25 protein-coding genes are annotated in these 25036 nt (G+C 46.7%); 15 read left to right on the top strand and 10 right to left on the bottom strand.

The window, feature by feature from the left end; genetic code table 11:
* Position 1: 1 nt before the first annotated feature.
* The 3 genes from ASG24_RS09630 to ASG24_RS09620 form a co-directional block, all read right to left on the bottom strand.
* Positions 2-460, bottom strand: a complete 459-nt coding sequence (locus ASG24_RS09630) for a (2Fe-2S)-binding protein (protein ID WP_055829796.1) — start codon at positions 458-460, stop codon at positions 2-4.
* A 274-nt stretch (positions 461-734) separates the two neighbouring features.
* On the bottom strand, positions 735-1925 hold the full coding sequence (locus ASG24_RS09625; RefSeq protein ID WP_055829798.1) for an ammonium transporter: 1191 nt from the start codon (positions 1923-1925) through the stop codon (positions 735-737).
* Between the two features lie 199 nt (positions 1926-2124).
* On the bottom strand, positions 2125-2799 hold the full coding sequence (locus ASG24_RS09620) for a hypothetical protein (protein ID WP_055829800.1): 675 nt from the start codon (positions 2797-2799) through the stop codon (positions 2125-2127).
* Between the two features lie 100 nt (positions 2800-2899).
* Here ASG24_RS09620 and ASG24_RS09615 point away from each other — a divergent pair, with 100 nt between their 5' ends.
* The 4 genes from ASG24_RS09615 (at position 2900) to hslO (ending at position 7292) form a co-directional block, all read left to right on the top strand.
* Positions 2900-3208, top strand: a complete 309-nt coding sequence (locus ASG24_RS09615) for a DUF3301 domain-containing protein (protein ID WP_055829802.1) — start codon at positions 2900-2902, stop codon at positions 3206-3208.
* Positions 3208-4077: a tRNA glutamyl-Q(34) synthetase GluQRS gene (gene gluQRS / locus ASG24_RS09610; RefSeq protein WP_055870728.1), complete on the top strand. Its 870-nt coding sequence runs from the start codon at positions 3208-3210 to the stop codon at positions 4075-4077. The genes ASG24_RS09615 and gluQRS overlap by 1 nt, the downstream gene beginning before the upstream one ends.
* An 86-nt stretch (positions 4078-4163) precedes the next feature.
* Complete coding sequence (locus ASG24_RS09605) at positions 4164-6347, top strand: TonB-dependent siderophore receptor (protein ID WP_235562383.1); 2184 nt, start codon at positions 4164-4166, stop codon at positions 6345-6347.
* A gap of 84 nt (positions 6348-6431) precedes the next feature.
* On the top strand, positions 6432-7292 hold the full coding sequence (hslO, locus tag ASG24_RS09600) for an Hsp33 family molecular chaperone HslO (RefSeq protein ID WP_055870723.1): 861 nt from the start codon (positions 6432-6434) through the stop codon (positions 7290-7292).
* Positions 7293-7315: 23 nt separating this feature from the next.
* Here the strand turns inward: hslO and ASG24_RS09595 are convergent, their stop codons facing one another.
* Positions 7316-8107, bottom strand: coding sequence for an RNA methyltransferase (locus ASG24_RS09595; protein WP_055870720.1), 792 nt, complete (start codon positions 8105-8107; stop codon positions 7316-7318).
* An 89-nt stretch (positions 8108-8196) separates the two neighbouring features.
* Here ASG24_RS09595 and ASG24_RS09590 point away from each other — a divergent pair, with 89 nt between their 5' ends.
* On the top strand, positions 8197-8910 hold the full coding sequence (locus ASG24_RS09590; protein ID WP_055870716.1) for a pseudouridine synthase: 714 nt from the start codon (positions 8197-8199) through the stop codon (positions 8908-8910).
* A 38-nt stretch (positions 8911-8948) separates the two neighbouring features.
* Complete coding sequence (sugE, locus tag ASG24_RS09585) at positions 8949-9263, top strand: quaternary ammonium compound efflux SMR transporter SugE (RefSeq protein WP_055829820.1); 315 nt, start codon at positions 8949-8951, stop codon at positions 9261-9263.
* Between the two features lie 58 nt (positions 9264-9321).
* Here sugE and ASG24_RS09580 read toward each other — a convergent pair whose 3' ends face one another.
* Positions 9322-9750 (bottom strand): glycine zipper domain-containing protein, encoded by a 429-nt coding sequence (locus tag ASG24_RS09580; protein WP_055829822.1) that lies wholly within the window; start codon positions 9748-9750, stop codon positions 9322-9324.
* A 146-nt stretch (positions 9751-9896) separates the two neighbouring features.
* Here ASG24_RS09580 and ASG24_RS09575 point away from each other — a divergent pair, with 146 nt between their 5' ends.
* Complete coding sequence (locus ASG24_RS09575) at positions 9897-10424, top strand: lipocalin family protein (RefSeq protein WP_055870714.1); 528 nt, start codon at positions 9897-9899, stop codon at positions 10422-10424.
* Positions 10425-10469: 45 nt separating this feature from the next.
* Here ASG24_RS09575 and ASG24_RS09570 read toward each other — a convergent pair whose 3' ends face one another.
* From ASG24_RS09570 to ASG24_RS09560, 3 genes are all read right to left on the bottom strand, one after another.
* Entirely contained in the window at positions 10470-10877 is a 408-nt protein-coding gene (locus tag ASG24_RS09570) for a BON domain-containing protein (protein ID WP_055870711.1), read from the bottom strand.
* A 143-nt stretch (positions 10878-11020) separates the two neighbouring features.
* On the bottom strand, positions 11021-11539 hold the full coding sequence (locus tag ASG24_RS09565; protein WP_055870708.1) for a BON domain-containing protein: 519 nt from the start codon (positions 11537-11539) through the stop codon (positions 11021-11023).
* Positions 11540-11688: 149 nt separating this feature from the next.
* Complete coding sequence (locus ASG24_RS09560; RefSeq protein WP_055872018.1) at positions 11689-13119, bottom strand: CHASE3 domain-containing protein; 1431 nt, start codon at positions 13117-13119, stop codon at positions 11689-11691.
* 389 nt (positions 13120-13508) lie between these two features.
* On the opposite strand from ASG24_RS09560, the gene ASG24_RS09555 reads away from it, so the two are divergent.
* From ASG24_RS09555 to ASG24_RS09530, 6 genes are all read left to right on the top strand, one after another.
* Positions 13509-13925 (top strand): hypothetical protein, encoded by a 417-nt coding sequence (locus ASG24_RS09555; RefSeq protein WP_055829831.1) that lies wholly within the window; start codon positions 13509-13511, stop codon positions 13923-13925.
* A gap of 23 nt (positions 13926-13948) precedes the next feature.
* Positions 13949-14452, top strand: a complete 504-nt coding sequence (locus ASG24_RS09550; protein ID WP_055829833.1) for a hypothetical protein — start codon at positions 13949-13951, stop codon at positions 14450-14452.
* Positions 14453-14463: 11 nt separating this feature from the next.
* Positions 14464-15096 (top strand): response regulator transcription factor, encoded by a 633-nt coding sequence (locus tag ASG24_RS09545; protein WP_055829836.1) that lies wholly within the window; start codon positions 14464-14466, stop codon positions 15094-15096.
* A gap of 160 nt (positions 15097-15256) precedes the next feature.
* Complete coding sequence (locus ASG24_RS09540; RefSeq protein WP_055829838.1) at positions 15257-15637, top strand: response regulator; 381 nt, start codon at positions 15257-15259, stop codon at positions 15635-15637.
* A gap of 46 nt (positions 15638-15683) precedes the next feature.
* The gene (locus tag ASG24_RS09535) at positions 15684-17129 is read left to right on the top strand and encodes a phosphatidylserine/phosphatidylglycerophosphate/cardiolipin synthase family protein (RefSeq protein ID WP_235562382.1); all 1446 of its coding nucleotides are present in this window, start codon (positions 15684-15686) and stop codon (positions 17127-17129) included.
* Positions 17129-17608 carry a hypothetical protein gene (locus tag ASG24_RS09530; protein WP_055870701.1) on the top strand — a complete coding sequence of 160 codons (480 nt, stop codon included), beginning with the start codon at positions 17129-17131 and terminating at the stop codon, positions 17606-17608. The genes ASG24_RS09535 and ASG24_RS09530 overlap by 1 nt, the downstream gene beginning before the upstream one ends.
* Positions 17609-17622: 14 nt before the next feature.
* On the opposite strand, the gene ASG24_RS09525 is transcribed toward ASG24_RS09530, so the two are convergent.
* The gene (locus tag ASG24_RS09525; protein ID WP_200937003.1) at positions 17623-18471 is read right to left on the bottom strand and encodes a TraB/GumN family protein; all 849 of its coding nucleotides are present in this window, start codon (positions 18469-18471) and stop codon (positions 17623-17625) included.
* A gap of 273 nt (positions 18472-18744) precedes the next feature.
* Here ASG24_RS09525 and ASG24_RS09520 point away from each other — a divergent pair, with 273 nt between their 5' ends.
* Positions 18745-19788 carry a DUF2235 domain-containing protein gene (locus ASG24_RS09520; RefSeq protein WP_055870695.1) on the top strand — a complete coding sequence of 348 codons (1044 nt, stop codon included), beginning with the start codon at positions 18745-18747 and terminating at the stop codon, positions 19786-19788.
* Between the two features lie 30 nt (positions 19789-19818).
* Here the strand turns inward: ASG24_RS09520 and ASG24_RS09515 are convergent, their stop codons facing one another.
* Entirely contained in the window at positions 19819-22005 is a 2187-nt protein-coding gene (locus ASG24_RS09515) for a YgiQ family radical SAM protein (protein ID WP_055870693.1), read from the bottom strand.
* A 239-nt stretch (positions 22006-22244) separates the two neighbouring features.
* Between ASG24_RS09515 and ASG24_RS09510 the strand changes: the two genes are divergently transcribed.
* Positions 22245-25031, top strand: a complete 2787-nt coding sequence (locus tag ASG24_RS09510; RefSeq protein WP_156376547.1) for an EAL domain-containing protein — start codon at positions 22245-22247, stop codon at positions 25029-25031.
* Positions 25032-25036: the final 5 nt, after the last annotated feature.

Here is a 25036-nt window from a genome sequence, read left to right as displayed (position 1 = left end):
ATCAGGCTCCTTCTTTCGCGGCAACTTTGATTGCGGCACGTATGCGTGGATAAGTCCCGCACCGGCAAATGTTGCCTGCCATCGCGGTGTCTATCTGTTCATCATTGGGATGAGGATGTTGTCCGAGTAAAGAACATGCAGACATGATCTGGCCGGACTGGCAATAACCGCACTGCATGACCTCGAGGTCGAGCCAGGCTTTCTGGATAGATTTACCAGCAGAAGTTTCACCCACCGCTTCTATGGTGGTGATTTTCTTGTCACCGATTGCTGAGATAGGCAGTACACAAGAGCGGGCCGCCTGCCCATCGATATGAACGGTGCATGCGCCACATTGCGCGATACCACAGCCAAACTTGGTCCCTGTCAGACCGATGATATCTCTGATCACCCAAAGGAGAGGCATGTCATCTGGCGCATCCACCTGGTGGGTGGTGCCATTAATATTCAGTGTCGCCATAGTCGGATCTTCCTTGAAAGAAGTGCATCACTGAGTGATGTCTTATATTAAATCTGATTTTATTTACAACATTAGAGTGGATTAATTCAAACGTCGAATCAAGCAAAAATTTATTAAATCATTGCCTAAAACAATATTCCTGACTCTATCAGTCTTAATTGATAGAGGCAGGAACTCGAATTAAGTTTGAATTATCTCTCCTGTCCAGAAGAGACAAGATGGAAGGCGAGCAGTTATTAGTCTAGTAAGAATTTAGGTGTTTGCGGGTAAACACTTAATCGGCTGAGACTGATGGAATTTTATGAATACTTAAATCGGCGCCATCAAACTCAGCCTCTGCATCCAGGCGGATGCCGACAAGTTTTTTCAGCAAACCATACACAATACCGCCGCCAATGAATGCGACAGTGATACCAGCAATAGTACCGAGCAACTGGCTTACCAGGCTGACGCCACCCAACCCGCCTAAACTGGCACTGCCGAAAATACCGGCTGCTATACCACCCCAGGCACCGCATAAACCATGCAACGGCCATACACCTAATACATCATCAATTTTCAGGCGATTTTGTGTCATGGTAAACGCCCAGACGAAGATAACACCAGCTACACCACCGGTGACCAAGGCGCCAAGCGGATGCATCACATCTGAACCGGCACAGACAGCAACCAGGCCAGCCAAAGGGCCGTTGTGCACAAAGCCAGGGTCATTTTTACCGAGTACGAGTGCAGCCAGAGTGCCGCCGGCCAAGGCCATCAGGGAATTGACGGCTACCAGGCCAGAAATGTTCTGGATAGCTTGCGCGGACATCACATTAAAGCCAAACCAGCCGACGGTCAGTATCCATGCGCCTAATGCGAGGAAAGGAATATTGGAAGGTGGATAAGCATGCAATCTGCCTTCTTTAGTATAGCGTCCACTGCGGGCGCCTAATAGCATCACTGCCGCCAGAGCAATCCAGCCGCCCATCGCGTGTACGACAATCGAACCTGCAAAGTCATGGAAGCTGGCGCCAAAGCTGGACTTTAACCACTCCTGGAAACCAAAATGGTTGTTCCAGGCGATCCCTTCAAAAAAGGGATAGACAAAACCGACAATCAGGAAGGTTGCTGCCATTTGCGGATTAAACTTGGCGCGCTCGGCAATGCCACCGGAAACAATCGCCGGAATGGCTGCTGCAAAGGTCAGCAGGAAAAAGAATTTAACGAGGTCATAACCACTTTTAGCTGCCAGGACATCAGCGCCACTAAAGAAATTGATGCCATAGGCGATGCTGTAGCCAATGAAAAAGTAGGCAATGGTGGAAACACAAAAATCCACCATGATTTTGACCAGTGCGTTGACCTGGTTTTTTTGACGCACTGTACCTACTTCCAAAAATGCAAAACCGGCATGCATCGCCAGCACCATGATGGCCCCCAGTAATACAAACAAGACGTCATTAGCGGACACTAATGCTTCCATTTTCGCTCTCCGAATTTAATTATATAAAGATGACGTTTTGCCTTTTGGCACGCCTTTTTCAAAAATTCGCAGTGGATAAGCAATTATCAGACCATTATTACATGGTTGATTTTAAAGAATAAAGTTTTAGGCTCACTTGAAAAATGCACCAATATTGCACCTTATAAAGTGCATTGCACTTTTTTAGTGCCATTTTGGATTACATGATTTCGGAAGGTTGAAGCTGCTTGAACATCTCTTCGGCATCTGGGTGTGCGGCCCAGAAATAATAGAACTCACGCACCGCATTCAAAAATAAATGTCGGGTATGCTTGAGGTTAAATAAGGGCAAAGTAGCATCTGCCGTAATTCGAAATGCATTTTTCTCTGACAATGGCGCATCACGCAACCTCAGCAACATTAACTTGGCCATACGTGTACGCACTTCAATATCCATATCCTGTTTCTGCTCCATGGATTTAAGCGCTTTAACGTAACCATTCAGTGCCCATAGTTCTGAAGTGGCAAATTTTTCGGCTTGCAAAGCAGGCCATACCGATTGCAGATCAATGACAGCCGGTTGCCAGCCGATAAGATGTAACTCAAAGCCAACAGTATCCGCATACTGCATGACCGCTTTAACATCGCCACGCCAGAAAGGATAAAACTCGCGGATAATGGTAAGCAGCTCAGGCCAACGCTGTGCAGGTTGATCTTCTAGAAAATCGTCAACCGCTTTGCGGTAAACCGCACTGGTAGACTCTTGATTTTCCAGCATTGGGCACAATTCACTCAATATGGCATCGCGTTGTGCCATGATGGCTTCATCTGCTCCCTTGGCATGCAATAAATTATAATAAGCCTGGATAGCGTCTGTTTCGCGTGATGAACTCATAGCAAACTGTAGTGAATTTGAGGATAAGGAAAGAAGATTTTGGAACTGACTCACTTGTATCATACACCCAAATGCGGCTCCGGCTCTCAGGAGAAATCGAATGGCTGAATGGTCACTGCTGGCACTCATAGTCGCTGGCGCCTGGTTCTGGATGGACTCTGTTTCCAAACGGGAAATTGCCCTGAAAATCGGCCGTCAACTGGCTGATCGCTGCAACTTGCAATTTCTCGATGAAACCGTTGCAGGCTCACGTGTTGGCTTCGCCCGCGACACCAATGGCCGCGTACAGATACTACGCACTTATACTTTTGATGTCTCCAGCCATGGGATTGAACGCATGGCCTGTCATTTACAACTACGCGGCGGTCAGCTGGTTGCCTGGCATATTCCGCCATACGCAACCCAATAATGATTGTAGGACGCTTTGCACCCTCACCTACCGGCCCTTTGCATTTCGGCTCGCTGGTCGCAGCGGTCGCGAGCTATTGCGATGCCAAAAGCCGTGGCGGGAAATGGCTGTTGCGGATTGAGGATGTAGACCAAACCCGCAAAATGGCAGGTGCCAGTGAAGAGATCATCCATACCCTTGAGCATTATGGGTTTGTATGGGATGACGAAATTACCTATCAAAGCCAGCGAACCGCATTATATGAAGCAGCGCTAAACCAGCTTCGTCACAAAGACCTGGCTTACCCCTGCACCTGTTCCCGCAAGGAAATTGCGGATTCCAGCAGCATACATGGTATTGAAGGAGCCATTTATCCCGGCACATGCTTGTCACACCCGATAAAACATGACTCCACGGCAGCATGGCGTCTGAAAACAACCGAATCACTGATTAGTTTTCAAGACCTTGTTCAAGGCAGAGTTCAGCACAATATGGCCTGGGAAATTGGTGATTTTGTCATCAAACGTTCCGATGGTTTATACAGCTACCAGCTTGCCGTCGTAGTCGATGATGCACTGCAAGGTGTCACGCATGTGGTACGCGGTGCTGATCTTCTCAATTCCACCACCCGTCAGATTTATCTGCAACAACTGCTAGGCTATCCAACACCAGTGTACGCGCATATCCCGCTGGTATTGAATGCTGATGGGCAAAAATTGAGCAAGCAGACGCTCGCTGATTCATTGCCCAAAGATGAAGTCATTGCAACGTTGCTGAAAGCTTTCCGTTTTTTGCCTAACCTCCCCACACATCCCCCAGCCTTTAAAACGCTTCCCAATTTGTGGCAATGGGCACTGGATAACTGGCAACCTTTTGATAGCGTATGGTGACTTAGCATTACCAACCGCTCACTAATGATTGATAATTGTTATCAACTTAATTATTATTTCGATAATTTTTTAAAATGATCACAACAATGAAAACACCCTCATCGCTTAAGCTAACTCCTCAGCAAGTCCTCAATGCATTAGGTTTGCTTTTAAGCTCATCTATTCTTTCAATATCGAGTCTGGCCGCAGCGGAAACTAGCCCTCAGGAATTAAAGGAAGTGGAAGTCACCGCAGAAAAAGAAAGTGATACTAAACCGGTTAAAGGTTACCAGGCCAAACGCTCTACAACTGCAACCCGTACCGATTCCGAGCTTGTAGATGTCCCTCAAGCCATTACCGTTATCACACGTGATTTTATCCAGGATCAATCCATGCAAAGCATCGCGGATGCTGTACGTTATGTTCCTGGCGTTCAGGCGGCGCAAGGCGAAGGAAACCGCGACCAGTTGGTGCTGCGCGGTAACCAGACCACCGGAGATTTGTTCGTAGATGGCTTGAGAGATGACATTCAGACCTACCGCGACCTCTACAATACAGACCGCATCGAAGTACTCAAAGGCGCGAACGGCATGATTTTCGGACGCGGCGGTGCAGGTGGCGTGGTTAACCGTGTCAGCAAAAAAGCCGGTTGGGACCCTGTCAGGGATATCAGTGTAAGTTACGGCAGTTTTGAGCATCGCCGCATTGCAGCAGATTATGGACAAGGCCTTTCCGATGAACTGGCGTTCAGGCTGAATGCAGTCTACGAAAATTCAAACTCTTACCGTGATGGGGTTGAACTCAGACGCTACGGTTTCACGCCGACTTTTACCATCAGACCTGGCGACAAGACACAGATTGAACTGAGTGCTGAATACTTTAAAGATGAGCGGATTGCTGATCGTGGTGTAGCTTCGTTTATAGGCGCCGATGGTAGCAACCTGAATAATCGGCCCTACCGTATCAGCGATTATGACAAGTTTTTTGGCAATGCAAGATTAAGCCCGACTGAAACTGAAACGGTAGCATTCAATGCCGCCATCACACATGCTTTTGACAATGGCGTACAGGTTAAGAACAGCACGCGCCTGGCCTATTACGACAAGTATTATCAAAACGTATATGCCAGGAGCAGTGTGACCACGGGCGGTACTGTTCAGTTAGGTGCTTACCGGGATAATACAAAACGCGAAAACCTGATTAACCAGACCGATATCACTTATTCAGCAAACACCGGCAACATTGAGCACAAACTATTGGCAGGTGCTGAATTCGCCGCACAGAATACCGACAACAAGCGTCTGACTCCTGCTGGTGGTGAAAACCTTCCTGGAAATTTTTCAGTAGCGAATCCAACGACATCCAATGTTGCATTCAATACAACTTCCAGAGACCAGACTAGCGACTTCACGGTAGCTGCGTTCTATCTGCAGGACCAAATTGTATTTAATCCTCAATGGCAGGCCATAGTCGGATTAAGGCATGACCACCTTGAGACTCGTTATACGGATTTGCGCAACGGCACCAACCTGGATATATCGAACAGCCTGTTATCTCCACGTGCAGGGCTGATTTACAAGCCAACAGAGAATAGCTCAATATATGCCAACTACAGTACATCCTATGTCCCACGTGCTGGCGACCAGCTGATTGGCCTTAACGTAACCTCTGCAACTTTTAAACCTGAAAAATTCATCAATAAAGAAATCGGCGCAAAATGGGATATCACGCAAAATCTTTCCCTGACTGCGGCCGTATATAAGTTGGAAAGGGAAAATGTACTGGCTGTTGATCCTAGCAATACCGGAAACTCGATTCTGCTGGACGGTCAGGAAACCACCGGATTGGAACTTGGCGCTTCTGGCAAAATTACCGATCAGTGGCAAGTCATGGGTGGATTTACTTTGCAGAATGGCGAGATCACCGAAACACTTGCGAATACAGATGCCGCCAATGTGATTAACAAAGGTGCACAACTTGCCATGACGCCGACACGCACTTTTTCTCTGTGGAACAAGTACCAGATCAACGACATGTGGGCAGTGGCACTGGGTGTAGTCAGTCGCTCAGAAATGTATGCAGCAACACCTACAGCAGGTAATAGCACTATCCTGCCGGGGTACACGCGGTTTGACGCTGCTATTTTTGCAAAAATAAACCCACAATGGGATGCGCAGATCAATATTGAGAATATCACTAACAAAGACTATGCACTTTTTGCACACAACAACAATAACATTACTCCGGGCGCGCCGTTGAATGCACGGGCGACACTTAATTACCACTTCTGATTAAATCCATTTTTAGCCCGCTTTCGAGCGGGCTTTTTTATTTGCACCTTAGAATGGCATGGCTTCAATGTTAAAATAATACCTATGAAACAAGACCTATTGCATCCCTTTATTTTTGATCACTCCGCGGTGCGCGGCAACTGTGTGCACCTTGATCAAAGCCTGTTTAATGCGCTTGAACACCAACCACTACCACCCGCCTTGAAAAAAGTGATCGGCGAGTTCATGGCGGCCAGCGTGCTATTAACGTCTACGTTAAAAATGCAAGGCAAGTTAATTTTGCAATTGCAAAGCCAGGGTGCATTGCAGTTACTGGTGGTTGAATGTACTTCTGAGCTTGATATACGTGCCACGGCTAAAGTGCATGAAGAGTTACACGGCGACACGCTGAGCAACTGGCTTGAGCAAGGGCATTTAGTGATTACGCTGATGCCGGAGGAAGGCGAGCCCTATCAGGGTATTGTGCCAATTGAAGGTGACAGCATTGCCAGTATGCTTGAAAACTACATGCTCCGTTCGCAGCAAATCGACACCAAATTGTGGCTGACGGCCGAAGGTGACAGAGCTGCTGGTTTACTGGTGCAAAAACTGCCGCAACAACAAGAGCATGACCTCGATCACTGGAACCGGGTGCAGCATTTGGCTAATACGGTGACCAATCGCGAGTTACTGGATTTAGACACTGAAACGCTGTTACAGCGCCTTTTTGTTGAGGAGGATATCCGTTTGTTTGAAGCGCGTGATATCCGTGCTTTTTGCAGTTGCTCACAAGCCAATGTGGCCAATATGTTGCAGTTACTGGGTCTGGCGGAAGTACGCAGCGTTCTGGATGAACAAGGCAGCATTCAGATTCAATGCGACTTTTGCAACAAGCAATATGTGGTCGATGAGCAGGAAGCGCTCGCTTTATTTGATGACAACGATGACCACGGAGTGACGCATTAAATCAGCGCACCGGATGATTTAGTTCAACCTGGCATTCGCTGACGCTGGCACTCGAACAAGGCAACTGCCGTTGCCGCGGCGGCATTCAGTGATTCCAATGCCAGTACGCCTTGATGCGCCATCGGGATACTGACACATACATTCACCGTATTCTGCAATGCCTCCGAAATACCGGCGCCTTCATTACCTACTGCAAACAGGACTGGCCCGCTTAACGCTTGATCGTAGAGGTTTTCTCCCTGCATAGTCAATGCGAGTGTTTTACCGGCGAACTGCCGGGCCACTTCCACAGCATCCACGTTTTCGACTAACGGTAATACCAATTGCGCACCCTGGCCACCACGTAAGGCTTTTGGTGACCAGGCATCGGTACAGCCTTTCGTCAGATAAGCAGCCTGCACCCCGGCAGCGGCAGCGGTACGCAATATACTGCCGAGGTTACCGGGATCCTGGATATTTTCAATTAACAGGGCAAAATTTATTGTTTCCGGCAACGCGATCTCCGGTACAGGTACTAATGCCATGATGCCGCTGCTGCTGGAAACCGGCGTCAGATCGGCAAACATCAGCGTCGGTAGCATGATGGTGTCTACATCTACCAGGTGCTGCATCAGGTTGGATGCTTCCAGGCTGCTTTTCCCTTCAGGAATAATCATCAACTGCGGCTCACCCAGTGTTTGCAGGTAGCCTTCGATCAGATGCACACCTTCCAGTAATGTTAAGCCACTGCTTTTACGTTCGCGTGCATTATCAGCCAGCTTGCGCAAGTGTTTGTAGACGGGATTATCGCGGGAGGTGATATGTTTAAATGCCATGCCGGCATTGTACGTGAGTCACGCATGGAGTGACAGAAGCAGGCACACCTACAGGAAAGTCGCCTCAGGATTCGCGTATAATTCAGGCCATGGCTAAGAAACTTGATTTAGAACGTATTCTGCAACGTCAAGGCTTCGGCACACGTAAAATGTGTCGCATCCTGATTATTAATGAAGAAGTGACCGTGAATGGGAAATTGTGCAATGACCCGGACGCCACTTTTGAACTCGAAAACCTGCAATTCACCATCGAGGGCGAACCTTGGGAATACCGCGAGCACAGCTATCTGATGATGCACAAACCGGCACATCACGAATGCTCGCACAAAACGCAATTTCACCCCACCATCTATTCTTTGCTGCCACTACCACTGGTTGAGCGTGGCATTCAGTGCATAGGCCGGCTGGACGAAGATACCACGGGTTTGATTTTACTCTCGGATGACGGCCAGTTTATTCACAAGATCAGTTCACCCAAGCACCATGTACCAAAAATCTATGAAGTGACTTGCAAACATCCCATCAGTGACGAAGACCTGCAAGGATTACTGGCAGGCGTAAAGCTGATAGACGAAGATCAAACGATTGCCGCACTCGAAATTACACGCGTGACAGAATCGATTATTCACATGACTCTGGCAGAAGGTAAGTATCACCAGGTTAAACGTATGATTGCTGCGATTGGAAACCGGGTAGATTACTTGAAGCGTATCAAAATTGGACGCCTTGAATTACCACAGAATTTACAGCCTGGTGAATGGCGCTGGTTAACTGAACAAGACCTTGACGCACTTAAACCTTAATCTATAAATCTCAGCAAATTAATATATGAAAGCGCTTTATGACCTGGTTAATATTGATAGTTGCCGGTTTATTTGAAACGGCCTGGGCGATTGGGTTGAAATATACCGATGGCTTTTCACGTTTCTGGCCATCGCTGTGGACTATCGTGGCGATGGTGATTAGCGTCTGGTTATTGGGGCTTTGCGTTAAAACTTTACCGGTAGGCACTGCTTACGCTATCTGGGTCGGTATCGGTGCCGTCGGCACGGTCATTCTAGGTATTTTGTTATTTAACGAGCCAGTGTCTGCGTTGCGGATTATCAGCTTGCTGCTGATTATTGCCGGGATGATAGGCCTTAAGCTGGCTAGCTGATTAAGATTAGATTGATTGGCCGCCTTGATCTGGCGACCTTGATTGCGCAAATTAAATCTTAATCATGCCGGTGACCTCGGCCATGATGCCCGTGTCTCTTGCCCTTTTTACCACGATAGCGTTTCCCATGTGGATCAGGCTCATCGATCTCTTTGCCAATCACAGCTCCACCTGCACCGCCTAAACCTGCGCCTACCACTGCACCTGCGGTTGTACCACTTACTGTACGCCCAACCGCAGCGCCGGTTGCACCACCCGCGGCCCCACCAATAATAGCGCCAGTTTTACCACCACGGCCTGTAGTCACTGCACCACCTAATCCACCGCCAACTGCACCACCCACAATCTCACCGGTGCTACCACCAAGTACACTGCCTACTGCGGTTCCCGCCGCCGCACCTAATCCGCCGCCAAGCCCGGTTTCAACGTTACCAGCCATTGCTGGTGATGACAGTAGTGCGATGATGCATACCGTTGTAAGTTTCATTTTTATCCCTTATCGCCTGTTTCAATGTGTATTATTTTAAACTGTAACTTATTTTCACTTATTGGTTTTTATAATGCTTTATGACTGTTAATAATTTTTTAGCTTGTGTGTTTATATTGATCAATTTGAGCGGTTGCTCAGACCCCATGTCGCCACTAGCGGAACAAACTATTGTGCGCAGTTTTGACCCAGCCCAATATTTGGGAACCTGGTATGAAATAGCGAGATTGGATAATAGATTTGAAAAGGGCCTCGAACAGGTCACCGCAAATTATACCTTGCAGGATGATGGCTCAATTAAAGTAGTGAATCGTGGGTTTGACCCGCAAAAGAAAGACTGGAGCGAAGCAGTAGGCAAAGCCAAATTTATTGATCCGGCCAATGCAGATGGCAGCCGAACTGGCCGCTTGAAAGTATCTTTCTTTGGGCCTTTTTATGGCGATTACAATATTCTTATCCTAGATAAGCCATATTACAACTACGCGCTGGTAAGTAGCGGCAGTGAATATCTATGGATTTTGTCACGCACACCCCAACTCACCTATCCAATCAAACAACATTTAATAGCGAAGGCAAAAGAGCTTGGATTTGCGACTGAAAAGCTATTGTTCATCCGACAAGCCAACCAGGCCGAGTACGAATCCGGTCGACATGTGATGCCCCAGCAACATTAACTCCTGCTTGGAAGAACTTCGGGAGGGTTGTCCCTCCCGATCTGTTCATTGCTGTGATTCTACAGAACCGGTGGCAGCAGGTGCTGACTTTTCCATTGCTGCTTCTGAGTCTGCTGGTACAGCAGCCAACTCATAACGCCATTGACCTAACACCGCATAGACGCCATCTGACTCTTTTGCAATTTGAGTCGCCACTTCGGCGTCCTGTTTGGAACCTACCAAACCAGATAATTGCACGACACCTTTAGCATCAGAATCCACTTGTAAAGTTGAAGTGTCGATACCATGACTTTGCAAGCTGGTTTTAACGTTTTGCACGACAGTGTCGCTAGGCAAAAACTTGTACATTGCTTCATTTCTGTTCACTACATCAGCCGCAGTTGCAGTAGCACTGGCACCTAGTAAAGAAGCCATTAATAAACCTGTAGTCAGATAAAAATTAGTTTTTTTCATGATTTAAGTCCTTTCGTAATTTGGCAAACTGCCCATGCTGCAGAGGATAATCGTGCGCAATATTTATTTGGGCAACTCACCGAAAAAAAAGAGCAAGCTACTTCTTTGGGAGAGGATACATAGCTTGCAAAGGGTGTTTCCAATTAACTTTCTTTCACTACAATTGCGTTTTTAACGGATTTCACACCTTCAACGCCAGAAACCAATTCTTCAGCTTTAGATTTGAGACTGGCATCAGATACAAACCCGCTCAATAACACCTGGCCTTTATGGGTTTCTACACTGATTTTCAGTGATTTCAATGCTTCCTCTTCCAGCAGACGCGCTTTTACTTTAGTAGTAATCCAGCTATCTGACATGGCGGATTTGATTGCTTTTTGACCAGTTTTGGTTTTTAGCTCCGCATATTCTTCATAAGTTAAGCTGCCGTCATTGTCGCCATCAAAAGTTTTAAAGTCTTTATGCTTCACACCTTTGTCAGCTTTAGCTTCGGACCATGTAAGTGTCTCGTTAGCGTTTTTATCCAGGCTATTGAACTGTTGAAGATAAGGTTTATCTCCGTTTTGAACTTCATCCAAATCAAATGCAAATGCATTTAATGTAATTGTTGTAGCCAGCAAGCCACCGAAAATTATTGCATGTTTAAATGTTGTTATAGACATATTGCCTCCTATTACTTTCTATTTTTAGTTTAAGTGAGCCACAGCTCTGGTTTATGTGTGACCATAATAGAGACCAGGAGATATTCGGTCAGTCGTCTGATGACTGAATTCGATGTCAGAATATGACTACAATGGATGCCTGAAGAAGATCAGGAAGAGGCAGATAGGTCTCTCAGATAAGGTAAAAGCACGCGTGTGCTTGCGCCTTGCAAGGGAGAACTGAAAATTTCGTAATGACCACCAATAGATTCCACACGATTACGCAAACCGCTGATGCCGGTTGAAGCACTTTTTAATTTACTGGTGTCGAAGCCAATGCCGTTATCGGCAATTTCGACTTTGATATTCTGTTCGTCATTAAGTAAATGTACTGAAACCTTTGTAGCCTCGGCATATTTACTGCAGTTATTCAGGCTTTCTTGCACCAGCCGGTAAATAATCAAACTCAAGGTCTCGTTAATCTGCAGATCTTGTTCAGGCAGAATAACATCCATTTGCCATTGGTTTCTGTTCTCTGCTTCATTGAGCAGATTCTGCAGTGAGGCATTCAGGCCAAAGGTCTTGATCATCGATGGGTGCAGGTTTTGCACAATCTCGCGCTTGAAGTTAATACTGCGATCAAGGTATTGATTGGTTTTTTTGAGTTTTTCTGTGACTTGCGGAAAATCGTCTTTCAGGTGTTTAACCGCCCAGGATATATCCATTTTGATGGCAGTGAGCAATGACCCGAGCTCATCATGCAGCTCCCTGGATAGCTTATAGCGTTCCCTTTCGACATTGGTTTGTGCTAGTAATGCCTCGCCTTGCAGCTTATGACGCAAAGTTTGAACATTGCGTTCGTATTCGGTGTTTTCATCGGTCAGGCGATCATGCAATTTTGCTTTTTCAGCCAGTTCCCGCAGCAAGCGTTTGATCACCAATACCACGAGTGAAACAAAAATCAGCGGACAAGCCATCACAAACCAGCGCATCATGCGCCGCGTATTATTGCGGGTTTCTGCGAGCTCTGCCCGGTATTCCATTACCTGCTTTTCAAATTGATGTGCCAGCTTTTCTATATTACGGCTTTCCTTCATGCCTGAGTCCAGCTTGACAACAGCTAATGCTTTGTCAAATTGGCGTTTTTTGGCTAGATCAATGGTAACGCTCATCTCGGCAGATTTTTTGGCAATACTATTTACCATTTCTGTCATGATGGTGCGAATCGCCGGATGCCTGGTCAGGTTACTACGATCAAGCAATTTATTGATGTTATGCAAATGCGCTGTAATCTGACTGGTGGATTCGTCATAAGGCCTGAAATAAGTATCTGATCGCGTAAGCAGGTAACCGCGCTGGGCACTTTCCGCAATTGCGAGATGTGCCCGCGTCTGCCAGGTTTCCATGATTAATCGGTCCAATGTGGACAACGCATCTGTTTTTTCACTGGTATTAACAATAAGGCGGTCATTAAATACCAGCATAGCGGCGGCCAGAATCAGGCTCACGGTTAACAGGGCGACAGTATTACCGCCAAAGGTTTCACCGACCTTTTCCATTCGATCCAGCAGTGCAAGAAGATGTGTTCTAAGATTTTGCATGGTGTGATAATTGCCAGTGTTGCAATCAGCAATCAACAGGAGCCTTTTTGCGTTGTACATATTTAAAAAGTATTAACCGCATCATAGCGGTGTTATCAGTTATCAGCAATGCATAAGATTTGCCCATCCAGCATTCAGGCGCTTTGTCAGACGATTCTGACTTTCATATAGGTGTGTAACCGATAGGGATGTAATACGCCCGTGGGTACCATGACTCCATGTTGAAAACACATGGTGCTAAACTGGATAACAAAAAATCAGTTAGCATAAATCTGAAACCTTGTAGATGCTTGGCTTTCTAATCTTTAGCGTTTAGTTAAATGAAGTACAACGCTTTTGGTAATAATGTGTTTTTTAATTTCCGATCACCATCAATTAAGGAGTTAATAATGTTTAATTTTTCAAAAGACAATGTTGAACAAACAACTGACCGTTTAGCCCAACAATCTGACCAGGCAATTGAAGAGATTGCAGCTCAGGTTAAAACAACTGCAAATGATTTGTTGGATGCAGTTCAAGATACTGCTGATACAACTCAAGACAAAGCTAAAGAGTTGATTCGCACATTGAAAACCAATATTGATCGTTTAACCAATGATGAAACCGCAGCATCTATCGCTTCAAAAATCAGCGCCAGTGCTAGCCGAGTTAAAGGTCAAGTACAGGAAGAGCTTAGCCATGGCTATCAGACTGTGAAAGAAAGAACTTCAGATACAGTACAAGAGCACCCATTGGGTACTGTTTTGGCAGCCGCTGGTGTAGGTTTGCTGTTAGGATACCTATTGGGCAATAAACGCCGCGATTAACTCCTGACTAACAAGGGATATGTATGTGGGTTAACCTCCTAAAATTTACTGCTATGTTATTTTTCAATCGCAAAATATCCTCATTGACAGATAATTTGCTGACCATGCGTCATCAGGTTGCAGACTACACGGAAGAACGTGCCAACCAGATCAAGCAGGATTTTTTGGGGGAAACCGAGCGTTTAGCCACCAGTGTCATCGGGATACTGGTGGTCTTCTCAATGTTCATCTTTACTGGCCTATTAGGGCTAATGTGGTTGTTTTCACTATTGTGGGAACACCCTAACCGTACAGTGATATTAGGTGTTGCAATGTCAATACCAATACTAATCGGCGTCATCGCCTTTTTTGCTGTGCGTAAAGTTTGGAAAAAAAAGACTTTGTTTGCAGATTCAATTTCCATGATTAGCAGCGATTGGAATTTATTCAGGACTGAAATGGTGAATGAGCAGCCGACAGAAGATCAACCTGCGCCTGAATCAAATACATCACCAAATACTGATACCATACGCTCTGCTACCCGATAACGAGAAATATAATGAAAAGAATTCTTCTGGTCGATGATCACAGTATCGTGCGCGATGGTTTGCGCAATTTGATTGAATTGGAATCTGATTTACAAGTGACTGGTGAAGCCAGTTCCGGGGCTGAAGCAATCCAACTGGTGCGCGATAAGGAATTTGACGCCATGGTGCTGGACATTTCCATGCCTGACAAAAATGGTGTGGACACTCTGCATGAATTAAAACATGTTTCCCCTACCTTACCTGTGCTGGTTTTGAGTGGTTATGCTGAAGATCAGTATGCGCTCAACCTGATGCGCAATGGCTGTAAAGGTTACCTCTCGAAAAATGCGGATTCTGACGAGATCATTCAGGCTATCCGCACGGTAGCCGCTGGCAAGCGCTATATTTCCGCCGAGCTAGCTGAGTTGATGACCAACGAATTGAGTCATCCTTCTGAAAAGCAATTACATGAAACCCTGTCTGACCGCGAATTCCAGGTATTTGTAAAACTGGCAGCCGGACAGACTCCCACCGCAATCGCAGACGAATTATTTATCAGTATCAAAACGGTGAGCACTTATCGCAGCCGCATCTTGGAAAAGATGGCGATGAAATCAAATGCTGATTTAACTTACTATGCGATCAAATATGGTTTACTCAACTAGTTTTTACGCAACAAAGTTTTTTAGCGTTGAGTCTTCTGGAAAAAATGACTTTCTGTTTGACCATCAACCTCATCAGGTAGGGCAATGTAGGATTTCACTCTACAGTCAGACTTCGAAACTTTTTATACAATATCGCGGGCTAGTGATTGGTTAAATGATCATGTATAAATTATTGTTAGTTGAAGACTCTGCACTGATTCGTGATGTCATCCTTGAGATGCTCCAAGACTGTGATCAATTGGAAATTGAAGACATTGCCACGACTAGCGATGAAGCTATCGATTTCCTGAACGCCTCGGAATATGACATGATCGTGCTGGATATAGAGCTAGCCCAAGGTACGGGCTTCGATGTGGTTCGTCATGCAAAACAAAAAAATTATCCTTTTAAAATGCCGGATATTGTCATGCTGACTAATCATGGTAATAACTACTATCGCAACTTGGCAAAGGATATGGGCGTTGATTATTTCTTCGATAAGTCATTGCAGTTTGATGAATGTATGGATGTAATACAACAGCACGCAAGCCAACCTTCCTAACTATCCTGAAATGGCGATAGTGGACAACATGCCCACAAAGATCTGTATGCACCCACCATTTGGGGCAGCCATTTATATTAAAAAACCGCTTTATCTGTTCTGCAATCAATGGTCTCTGCTATCTATATTTTTTATAGCCATATGGCTTACAGGCTGTGCCTCTATCCCGGATTCAAAGCAGACGCTTGAAGAACTCAATGCACAAGCACAGACTATAGAAGTTGTTGGCGCTAAGAAACCCCTGCCCCGCGGAAAAATCAACAAAGTCTTAAAAAATTTATCGCCTGATGAGCGAATTCGCACATCACTGGCGGAACATCTCCGCATAGAGCAAGCCATTGCCGGAAATAGTTTATATGCCGATAACAAAGTCACATTGCTGTTCAACGGTGAGGATACTTTTTCAAGAATGCGTAGCGCGCTGGAAAGCGCAAAACAGCACATTCATCTTGAGTACTTCACATTTGAAGATGTAGATCTTGGCGGTATTACGCTGAAGGCGCTGCTGTTGGACAGGCTGTCAAAAGGTGTCAATGTGCACATTATCTATGACGCAATAGGCTCAATTAGCACGCCTCCTGAACTATTCGATACACTAAAAAAAGCCGGTGCAAAGATTACGGTTTTTCATCCTGTCAACGCCGACAGCATTACTTTAATTAACCAGCGCGATCATCGAAAAATTATGGTTGTCGATGGCAATGTAGCCATTCTCGGTGGTGTGAATTTAAGCAAAACCTACCAAAGCAAAGGTTCATTACGCTTTTTCAGCAAGCAAAAATTACCTGAACTCAACCAGGTCGACTGGCGAGATACCGATATTCAGATAACAGGCCCGGTGGTGGCAAATATTCAACAAGTATTTCTGGAACATTGGGACGCGGCACAACCACTTGACCAGGCAAGTTTCTTCCCGCCGCTTTCCAAACAGGGAGAGCAGTTTGTGCGGGTGATCGCCACGCCGGCTACCAAGCGTAAAAATACAGACTCACCGTATTACCTGACCCTGGTTGCTGCCATTGAAAATGCAGAAAGCCATATTGTCCTGAACTCGGCTTACTTTGTGCCTACAGAAGCGCAGGAAGACGCGCTTGTTGCTGCCGCAGAGCGTGGCGTAAAAATATCCTTGCTAGTTCCCAGCATGAGTGACTCAATACTGGCGATTAATGTCCAGCGGTCGCACTATGCGCGCCTGTTAAAGCATGGCGTAGAAATTTACGAGATGCAGGATCAGATATTACATGCCAAAATGATCTCGATTGATGGTGTGTGGTCGGTGATTGGCAGTTCCAATTTTGATTACCGCAGCGCGGGCATCAATGCTGAAATTGACGTGGTCATTTTAGATAATCAAACCGCCAAAAATCTTGAAAACCGCTTTCAGGAAGACTTGAAAAATGCTAAAAAGATTGAGTTGCAAGAGTGGCAGAAACGCTCATTATGGCAAAGGCTTAAGCAGCAATCAGCGCGTATTTTTGAGGATATTCTTTAGTGATAAGCAAAGACACCTGGGAGTTACTGAGTTATGTCGTCACGGTCATTGGTCTGCCATTGGCAATCATGACCTTTATGCTTGAGCAACGTAAAGAGCGCGAGAACGAAGATGAGGAAGTCTATCAACTGCTTGCCGACAACTATACCGATTTCCTCAAGCTGGTGATGGCCAACCCTGACTTGCAACTGCGTTCGCATAGCGGCCCGCTAGCCATGTCAGCCGAGCAGGAAGAACGAAAACTGGTCATGTTCGAAATCCTGATTTCATTATTTGAGCGGGCCTATCTGCTGGCCTATGATCCGGATATGCGCGGCAAACGCCTGCGCCGCTGGATGTCATGGGAGGATTACATGCGTGAGTGGTGCCAGCGGGAAGATTTTCGCCAGCATTTGCCGAGACTGCTGGTTGGCGAAGATGCAGATTTTGTTACGCACATCACCCGCATCGCACAGGAAGTCGCACAAGTCCGTGTTTAATGCTTTTTAATACATTACTTTTTTAACGGTGTCAGTTTAAAACCGGCCTGTTTGAAAGCCTGAATCAATCCAGTTTTCCCTGCCAGGTGCGCGGCCCCAACGGCGATAAACACCCTGCCCTGTTTTGCCTGCTCAAGACCACGCTCAGCCATTTTCACATTGCGCTCGTCCAGCAGTTTGACCCGCATGCGCTGCCATACTTCTGCCGGTAACACGCCGCGCGTCATCTCATCGTCCATGTTTGCTACCTGGTCAGGGTTGCCTGCCAGATATGCTTTCATCAACTGCTCAAAATCCTTTTCTTTTTGTTTTTGGGTACGCTTAAGTACCGCATGCAGCATTAACAACTGCTCGTCCAAGGTCAGGCTGTCCATCACGCCGAAATGTTCTTGCGGATTTTCCAGGCCAACGACCCGCTTGTCCATCTCTTCTGCCTTGGCTTTCAATAAAAAATCCTGGGCAAATGGCGTTTGCGGTTTCGGCAGGTCAAACAGCACCGCCAATAACCATGGCTTCATTTTCAGCACCCTGTCCAGCGGCATCACATGTACATCTGCCAATTGCGCGACCTGGTCGAGTTCGGCTTCAGATAAATATTGCTTTAAATCACCTTGAGGCAATTGCAGCAGCTTGGCTGCCGGCTCGTCAGCAACCTCCAGCATAAACGTATCTACACTTTTCAATGCTTGCAGCACTAAAGGCGAAAAGCTGGTCACCCGATTATCATCGGTATGGATAGTGCCAAAAAGGTAACTGACCTGACCCTCAGGCGATTCCAGCTGCCAGAATAAACTCTTTTCAGCAGTATTTCCCTGCTGACTAAACAGTAAAAACACTGTGGCTAATAGCCAAAAACATCGCATCTTATTCCTCATTCCAGTGATCACCAAAGCGCAGCGTGCGCCGAGCTATACCTGCGACATACTCTCATACATTTCATATTCAATTACAGGTTTGTAAGCTTATCAGCACATTGAAGTTGTCACATAAATGAGACAGCGCTACCATGTGTTAAATAATATCAACGATAAATTTAGAAAGGCTGCCATGCCAAAACCTCATCGAAACAAAGCCAGGCCCAGACACATACAGCAGCTGATCGCTCACTCACACTTATTCGGATTGGAGACAATGTGATGAGAAAAAAAGAAAGATTAATTGTGTTGTTTGATGGTACCTGGAATGACCCTGCTGACCTGACCAATGTATTCCAGTTATCGACTTTGATAGAAGAATATGACGGTGAGATCAAGCAGACCTTTTTTTACGAACCCGGCGTAGGCACGGCACCTGGTGACAAATTACGTGGTGGCCTGTTTGGTTATGGCCTGAGCGAAAACTTGCTTAAGGGATATGACTGGCTGGCAAGACATTACAAGGAAGGAGACGAAATCTGGGTATTTGGTTTTAGCCGTGGCGCATATACCGCCAGGAGTATGGTCGGGCTGATCCGCAAATGTGGTTTGCTCAAAACAAGTACGCCAAATTTATTGCAACGGGCAGAAGATTTATATCGAGACAAATCTGCGCATCCTGATAGTGATCAATGCCAGACATTCAGGCACACATACAGCCTGGAAGTAAATGTGCATTTCCTTGGTGTATGGGACACGGTAGGCGCACTGGGGATTCCAGGTACCATGATTTCCGAAAAGGCGCTTTATTCCTGGCATGACACCGAACTATCCAAAATCGTGTCCTATGCCTATCACGCCATGGCATTGGATGAAAATCGTGAAGCTTACAACGTTGCCATGTGGACCAATGAAAATGGCATCAAGAAACCTGAAAATACCGATGTGGAGCAACGCTGGTTTATTGGTGCGCATGCCAATGTCGGTGGCGGCTATGGCAAGGACCCGCTATCGACACTGGCACTAGCCTGGATGCTTGACAAAGCGCGCAATGCCAATTTAAAACTGAAACCTTATGTAGCTCCCACCAATGCCTACTTAACCAAACCAACTGATTCCTATAAGGACTTTGCGTATGGGATTTATGGCTTTTTCAAAGGTTTGTTCGTCAAGGGCGACGGCCGCTTTTTCAGACCTTATGAAATCATACAAAACAATATGCGTTCAGTCAATGTCACTGTCGATGCATCAGTAAAATCAAAATGGGGGGCACAGGCTGATTACCGCCCCCCCACTTTGACAAATGCCAGGATTGATTTGTCTTAAGGCGAAACCAGTAGGGTTTAGCACTTAAGATTAATGCTTGCGGCTACCGGGACCCTTTTTAGGGCTGGCGTAGCTTTTAGTCTGGTTAAAGCCTTTAGGCATGACTTTCGGCACAAACCGGCTGCCGTCTGACTGCACAATTTTGGTGAGTACGGCCGGTTGATAGGCGGGTATCAAATGTTTTTTACCATTGCCGATCAAATCGGCCCTGCCCATTTTTTTCAAGGCTTCACGCAACATCGGCCAGTTTTGCGGGTCATGATAGCGAATAAAGGCTTTATGCAATTTGCGCACATTGCCAGCTTTGGGCACCGGAACCATCTCAGAATCCTTTGTCACTTTGCGTAAAGGATTCTTGCCGCTGTGATACATGGCGGTGGCCATCGCCATCGGTGTTGGAGTAAAGGTTTGCACCTGGTCAAGCCTGAAATCATTACGTTTCAGCCATAGCGCCAGGTTTAATACATCTTCATCGGTAGAGCCTGGGTGCGCCGCAATAAAATACGGAATCAGATACTGTTTCTTACCGGCTTCGGCGCTGAATTTTTCAAACATACGTTTGAATTCATCATAAGCGCCCATGCCTGGCTTCATCATTTTGCTGAGTACGTTTTCTTCAGAATGCTCGGGGGCAATCTTCAGGTAGCCGCCAACATGGTGCTGCACCAACTCTTTGACATATTCTGGCGATTTCACCGCCAGGTCATAACGCAAACCGGAGCCAATCAGGATTTTCTTCACGCCGCGCAGATTACGTGCCTTGCGGTAAAGCTGGATCAAGGCCGAATGATCCGTATTCAGGTTTTCACACACACCAGGATAAACACAGGATAATTTGCGGCAGCTTTTTTCAATCTCTTCCGACTTGCAGGATAGACGGTACATATTGGCGGTCGGACCGCCAAGATCTGAAATGACACCGGTAAACCCATCAACTTTATCGCGGATTTCTTCAATTTCACGCAGGATAGAATCTTCGGAACGGCTCTGGATAATACGGCCTTCGTGCTCGGTAATCGAACAGAAAGTGCAGCCGCCAAAACAGCCACGCATGATATTCACAGAAAAACGGATCATCTCCCAGGCCGGGATATTGGCACCTTGGTAGGCTGGATGCGGTTTACGTGCATATGGCAAATCGTAAACATGGTCCATTTCTTTGGTCGTTAGCGGTATTGGCGGCGGGTTCAGCCACACTTCGCGGTTACCGTGTTTCTGCACCAGCGCACGTGCATTGCCAGGGTTTGCTTCCAGATGCAGCACGCGTGAAGCATGTGCATACATCACCGGGTCGCTGACCACTTCTTCATAAGAAGGCATACGGATGACCTGGCGGTCACGCGGCACCTTGGCGGCCTTAAGTGGCAGCGGCATGCTGATGGTTGGCGCAGCTGCTGCATCACTACCCTTATCGTCCGTAGCGCAACTGGCGTCACTTTTGCCCATTTTCATGGCATAAGGATCTTCATGTTTATCGACAACACCTGGGCGGTCCAGGCGTGTCGATGGCACTTCAACAAATTCGTCCGGCACCTGTTTGCGAATAAAGGCGGTACCGCGTATATCCTGGATATCGGCAATGTCTTCGCCGCGACCAAGCCTGTGGGACAATTCAATAATCGCGCGCTCTGCATTGCCATACAGCAACAGGTCAGCTTTGGAATCTACCAGTATCGAGCGGCGGACTTTATCCGACCAGTAATCATAATGCGCAATACGGCGCAGGCTGGCCTCAATACTGCCAATCACTAATGGCGCAGATGGATAGGCTTCTTTACAGCGTTGCGAATAAACGAGCACCGCACGGTCTGGCCGCTTGTCGGACGCCGCATTCGGCGTGTAGGCATCATCAGAGCGAATTTTACGGTCGGCGGTATAGCGATTAACCATGCTATCCATATTGCCGGCTGTCACCCCAAAATACAGGTTAGGTTTGCCCAATACCTTGAATGCCTCAGCCGACTGCCAGTCTGGTTGCGCAATGATACCAACCCTGAAACCCTGGGCCTCCAGCAAACGCCCAATCAGTGCCGCCCCGAAACTCGGGTGATCAATATAGGCGTCACCACTGACCAGAATAATGTCGCAGCTGTCCCAACCCAGCGTATCCATCTCGGCGCGGCTCATAGGCAGCACAGGCGCTGTGCCAAAGCGTTTCGCCCAATAAGGACGATAGCTGCTGAAAGGTTTTGCAGTAAGGGAGGTGTAGGTTTCCACGCGAGTGACCGACGATGCTTAAGGACTGCGCATTTTACGCGTTAATCAATTGATTTGAAATCATTTTTTTCAAAAAAACTGCTTGATTACCCGTCCCTCACTTTCTTTTAGTGTCCTGATCATTAGTATGCGCATAGACACCATCCAGTGCGCATATTTGTATTGCAGCAACCAGCAAAGGTCTGTATAAACATGCGAATAAAGGAGGATTTGTTAAATAATATTTACACAAATATACAATGAAACACTACGCACTTTTCAAAAAAATCCTATTGCCACTGGCTACTATCAGCCTGACTATCGGGCTGATTTCATTTGCTTATATCTTTAATCAACACCTGGTTAACATTCAATCAAAAGCAAATGAAGAGACGCAAAAACTATCAAACCTGCTGATTACCGCCAAAACGTTGGTGAGTGAACATGTGCTCTCCAGTATGGCATTACTACAGCAATATGCGTCACTTGAAGGCCAACCTTCGATTAATGGCATGACCTCGCTGGAGGATAAACAGGTACCTAACCTGTTATTCGGGAATACGCCGCAAACCGGCAAAAGCATCCTGGTAGATTCAGTGACCCGGATTGGCAGCGGCACAGCCACCATTTTTGTAAAGCACGACCAGCATTTTTTCCGCATTGCCACCAATGTAAAAAAAGCAGATGGCAGTAATGCATTTGGCACTGAGCTTGACACCAAAGGCAAAGCGATCAAGCAACTGCTCAACGACCAAACCTTTTACGGCGTAGTGGATATTTTGGGCGAAGCTTACCTCTCCCGTTATGAACCCATGCATGACCACAAGGGGCAACTAATAGGCGCATGGTATGTTGGCTATAAACTTAATTTCAATGCGATTGACCAGGCAATCAGGCAATGGGGCTTCCTGGAAAAAGGCTTTGTCGCCATTACCGATCATCAGGGAAAAATACGATTCCTGACCGCAGGTGTCAGCCAGCAACAAGCACGCAACGCTCTCAATGACACACATGATCAATGGAAAAAGGTCACGCGCGAAGTGCCTGAATGGGATTTCACCATCAATATTGTTTACCCTGCCAGTGAGGCTTACTGGTCAGCGCTAGGCGCCCTTTCCCCAGTACTGATCATCACTCTGGTGGTGGCGCTCGTTGCATTGATCGCATTGATCAGCGGGTTGCGGCGTTTTGTTTTAAATCCTCTGGGAGGCGAACCTGAAACTGCCAAACAAATGCTGATGCGGATCGAAAGTGGAGACTTTGCCGAAGACAATACTACTGCTGAGCCAGGCACTTTGATTGCCAACATGGTAAAAATGCGTCGCCGTTTACGCGAAATGCTGAGCCAGATTCAGACGAATGCCAATCGTCTGAAAATATCATCAAGCGTTTTTGAACATGCCACCGATGCCATTTTTATTACGGATGCCAATGGCCTGATTGTGCAATGCAACCCATCCTTTAGTGCCATTACAGGTTATAGCCAAACCGAAGTGATCGGCAAACCGCCACAGGCATTTGGCCTGGCATGTCATGAGCCTGAATTTTTCGAGTCGTTTTACAAAAAACCTCAGAGAGTGCAGGAATGGCGAGGCGAAGTCTGGAACCAGCACAGGCACGGCCAGGAATATCTGACCGAACTCGAGCTCTCTCCTGTGATGAATGAAGCCGGTACTTTTGAACATTACGTTGGCTTGTTCTCAGATATTACTCATGCCAAAGAACAGCAGAATAAACTCGAACACCTGGCTTATCATGATGCACTGACGCAGCTTCCCAACCGCGTGCTATTCTCGCGGCGCTTGCAGCATGCCTTGATTGAAGCGGAGCGTGAGCAATCTTTAATCGCTATCTGCTACATTGATCTGGACGATTTCAAGATCGTGAATGACCAGTATGGCCATGAGTACGGTGACAAACTGCTGACACAACTAGCAAGCCGCCTCACCGGCATGCTCAGACCTACTGATACCATTGCCCGCCTGGGGGGCGACGAATTTGCCATGCTGCTGTGCGGTTGCCACACCCAGGCAGAATATACCCGCTTGCTCAAGCGGTTGTTAACGGCAATAGAAAAACCGTTTGCCATCGATAAGTTCAAGTTTTCGATTTCTGCCAGTATCGGTTATACCCTGTATCCATTCGACCATCACCCGCCCGATACCTTACTCAGGCATGCAGATCATGCCATGTACCATGCCAAAACACATGGCGGGCACCAATACCACCTGTTCGACCTGGCTTCAGCACAACAATCGCAACAACAACAAACCTTGCTGAAAGATCTGCTGGTTGCCATTCAGCATAGTCACATCAGGTTGGTTTACCAGCCGCAAGCATGCATGCAAACGGGTGAAATCTTCTGTTTTGAAGCGCTGCTGAGATGGCAGCATCCTTTACGCGGACTCTTGTATCCCAACGACTTTTTGGCGTCCGTCGAACACACTACCCTGATTATTGATATCGGTTACTGGGTGATTGAAGAAGGTTTGCGCCAGTTAAACGAGTGGCAAAAACAAGGGTTTGAAACGCAGGTTTCAGTCAATATTGCCGCCTTGCATTTAATGCACAAGCAATTTGCTGATCACATCACCAACTTGCTACAAAAATATCCCGACATTAAACCGCAGCAACTGCATATTGAAATTACCGAGAGCGCAGCTATCACTGACTTTGCCCGTGTAAATCGCGTGATCCAGCAATGCCATGACCTAGGCGTCTCGTTTTCAATTGATGATTTTGGCACTGGCTATTCTTCGCTTATTTATTTGCGCAGATTGCCGGTAGACATCATCAAAATTGATCAGTCATTTGTGCACAATATGCTGGTCAATCCGGAAGATATGGCCGTGATCAGGAGTGTGGTAACACTATGCCGTGAATTTGGCCGCAAAGTGATTGCTGAAGGCGTTGAAAAAGTCGAGCAAGCGCGTATTTTGCGTTCACTGGGCTGTGACTATGCGCAAGGTTATGGCATCGCACGCGCCATGCCGGGCAACAAAGTTGTAGAATGGATGAGCAAGCACTCTCCGTATCAGTTTGATTGACGCGT

The sequence above is a fragment of the Methylophilus sp. Leaf414 genome, from assembly GCF_001425425.1.
Lineage (GTDB): Bacteria > Pseudomonadota > Gammaproteobacteria > Burkholderiales > Methylophilaceae > Methylophilus.
The sequence above is the reverse complement of the archived record's forward strand: the minus strand, read 5'-3'. Positions and strand labels throughout refer to the sequence as shown.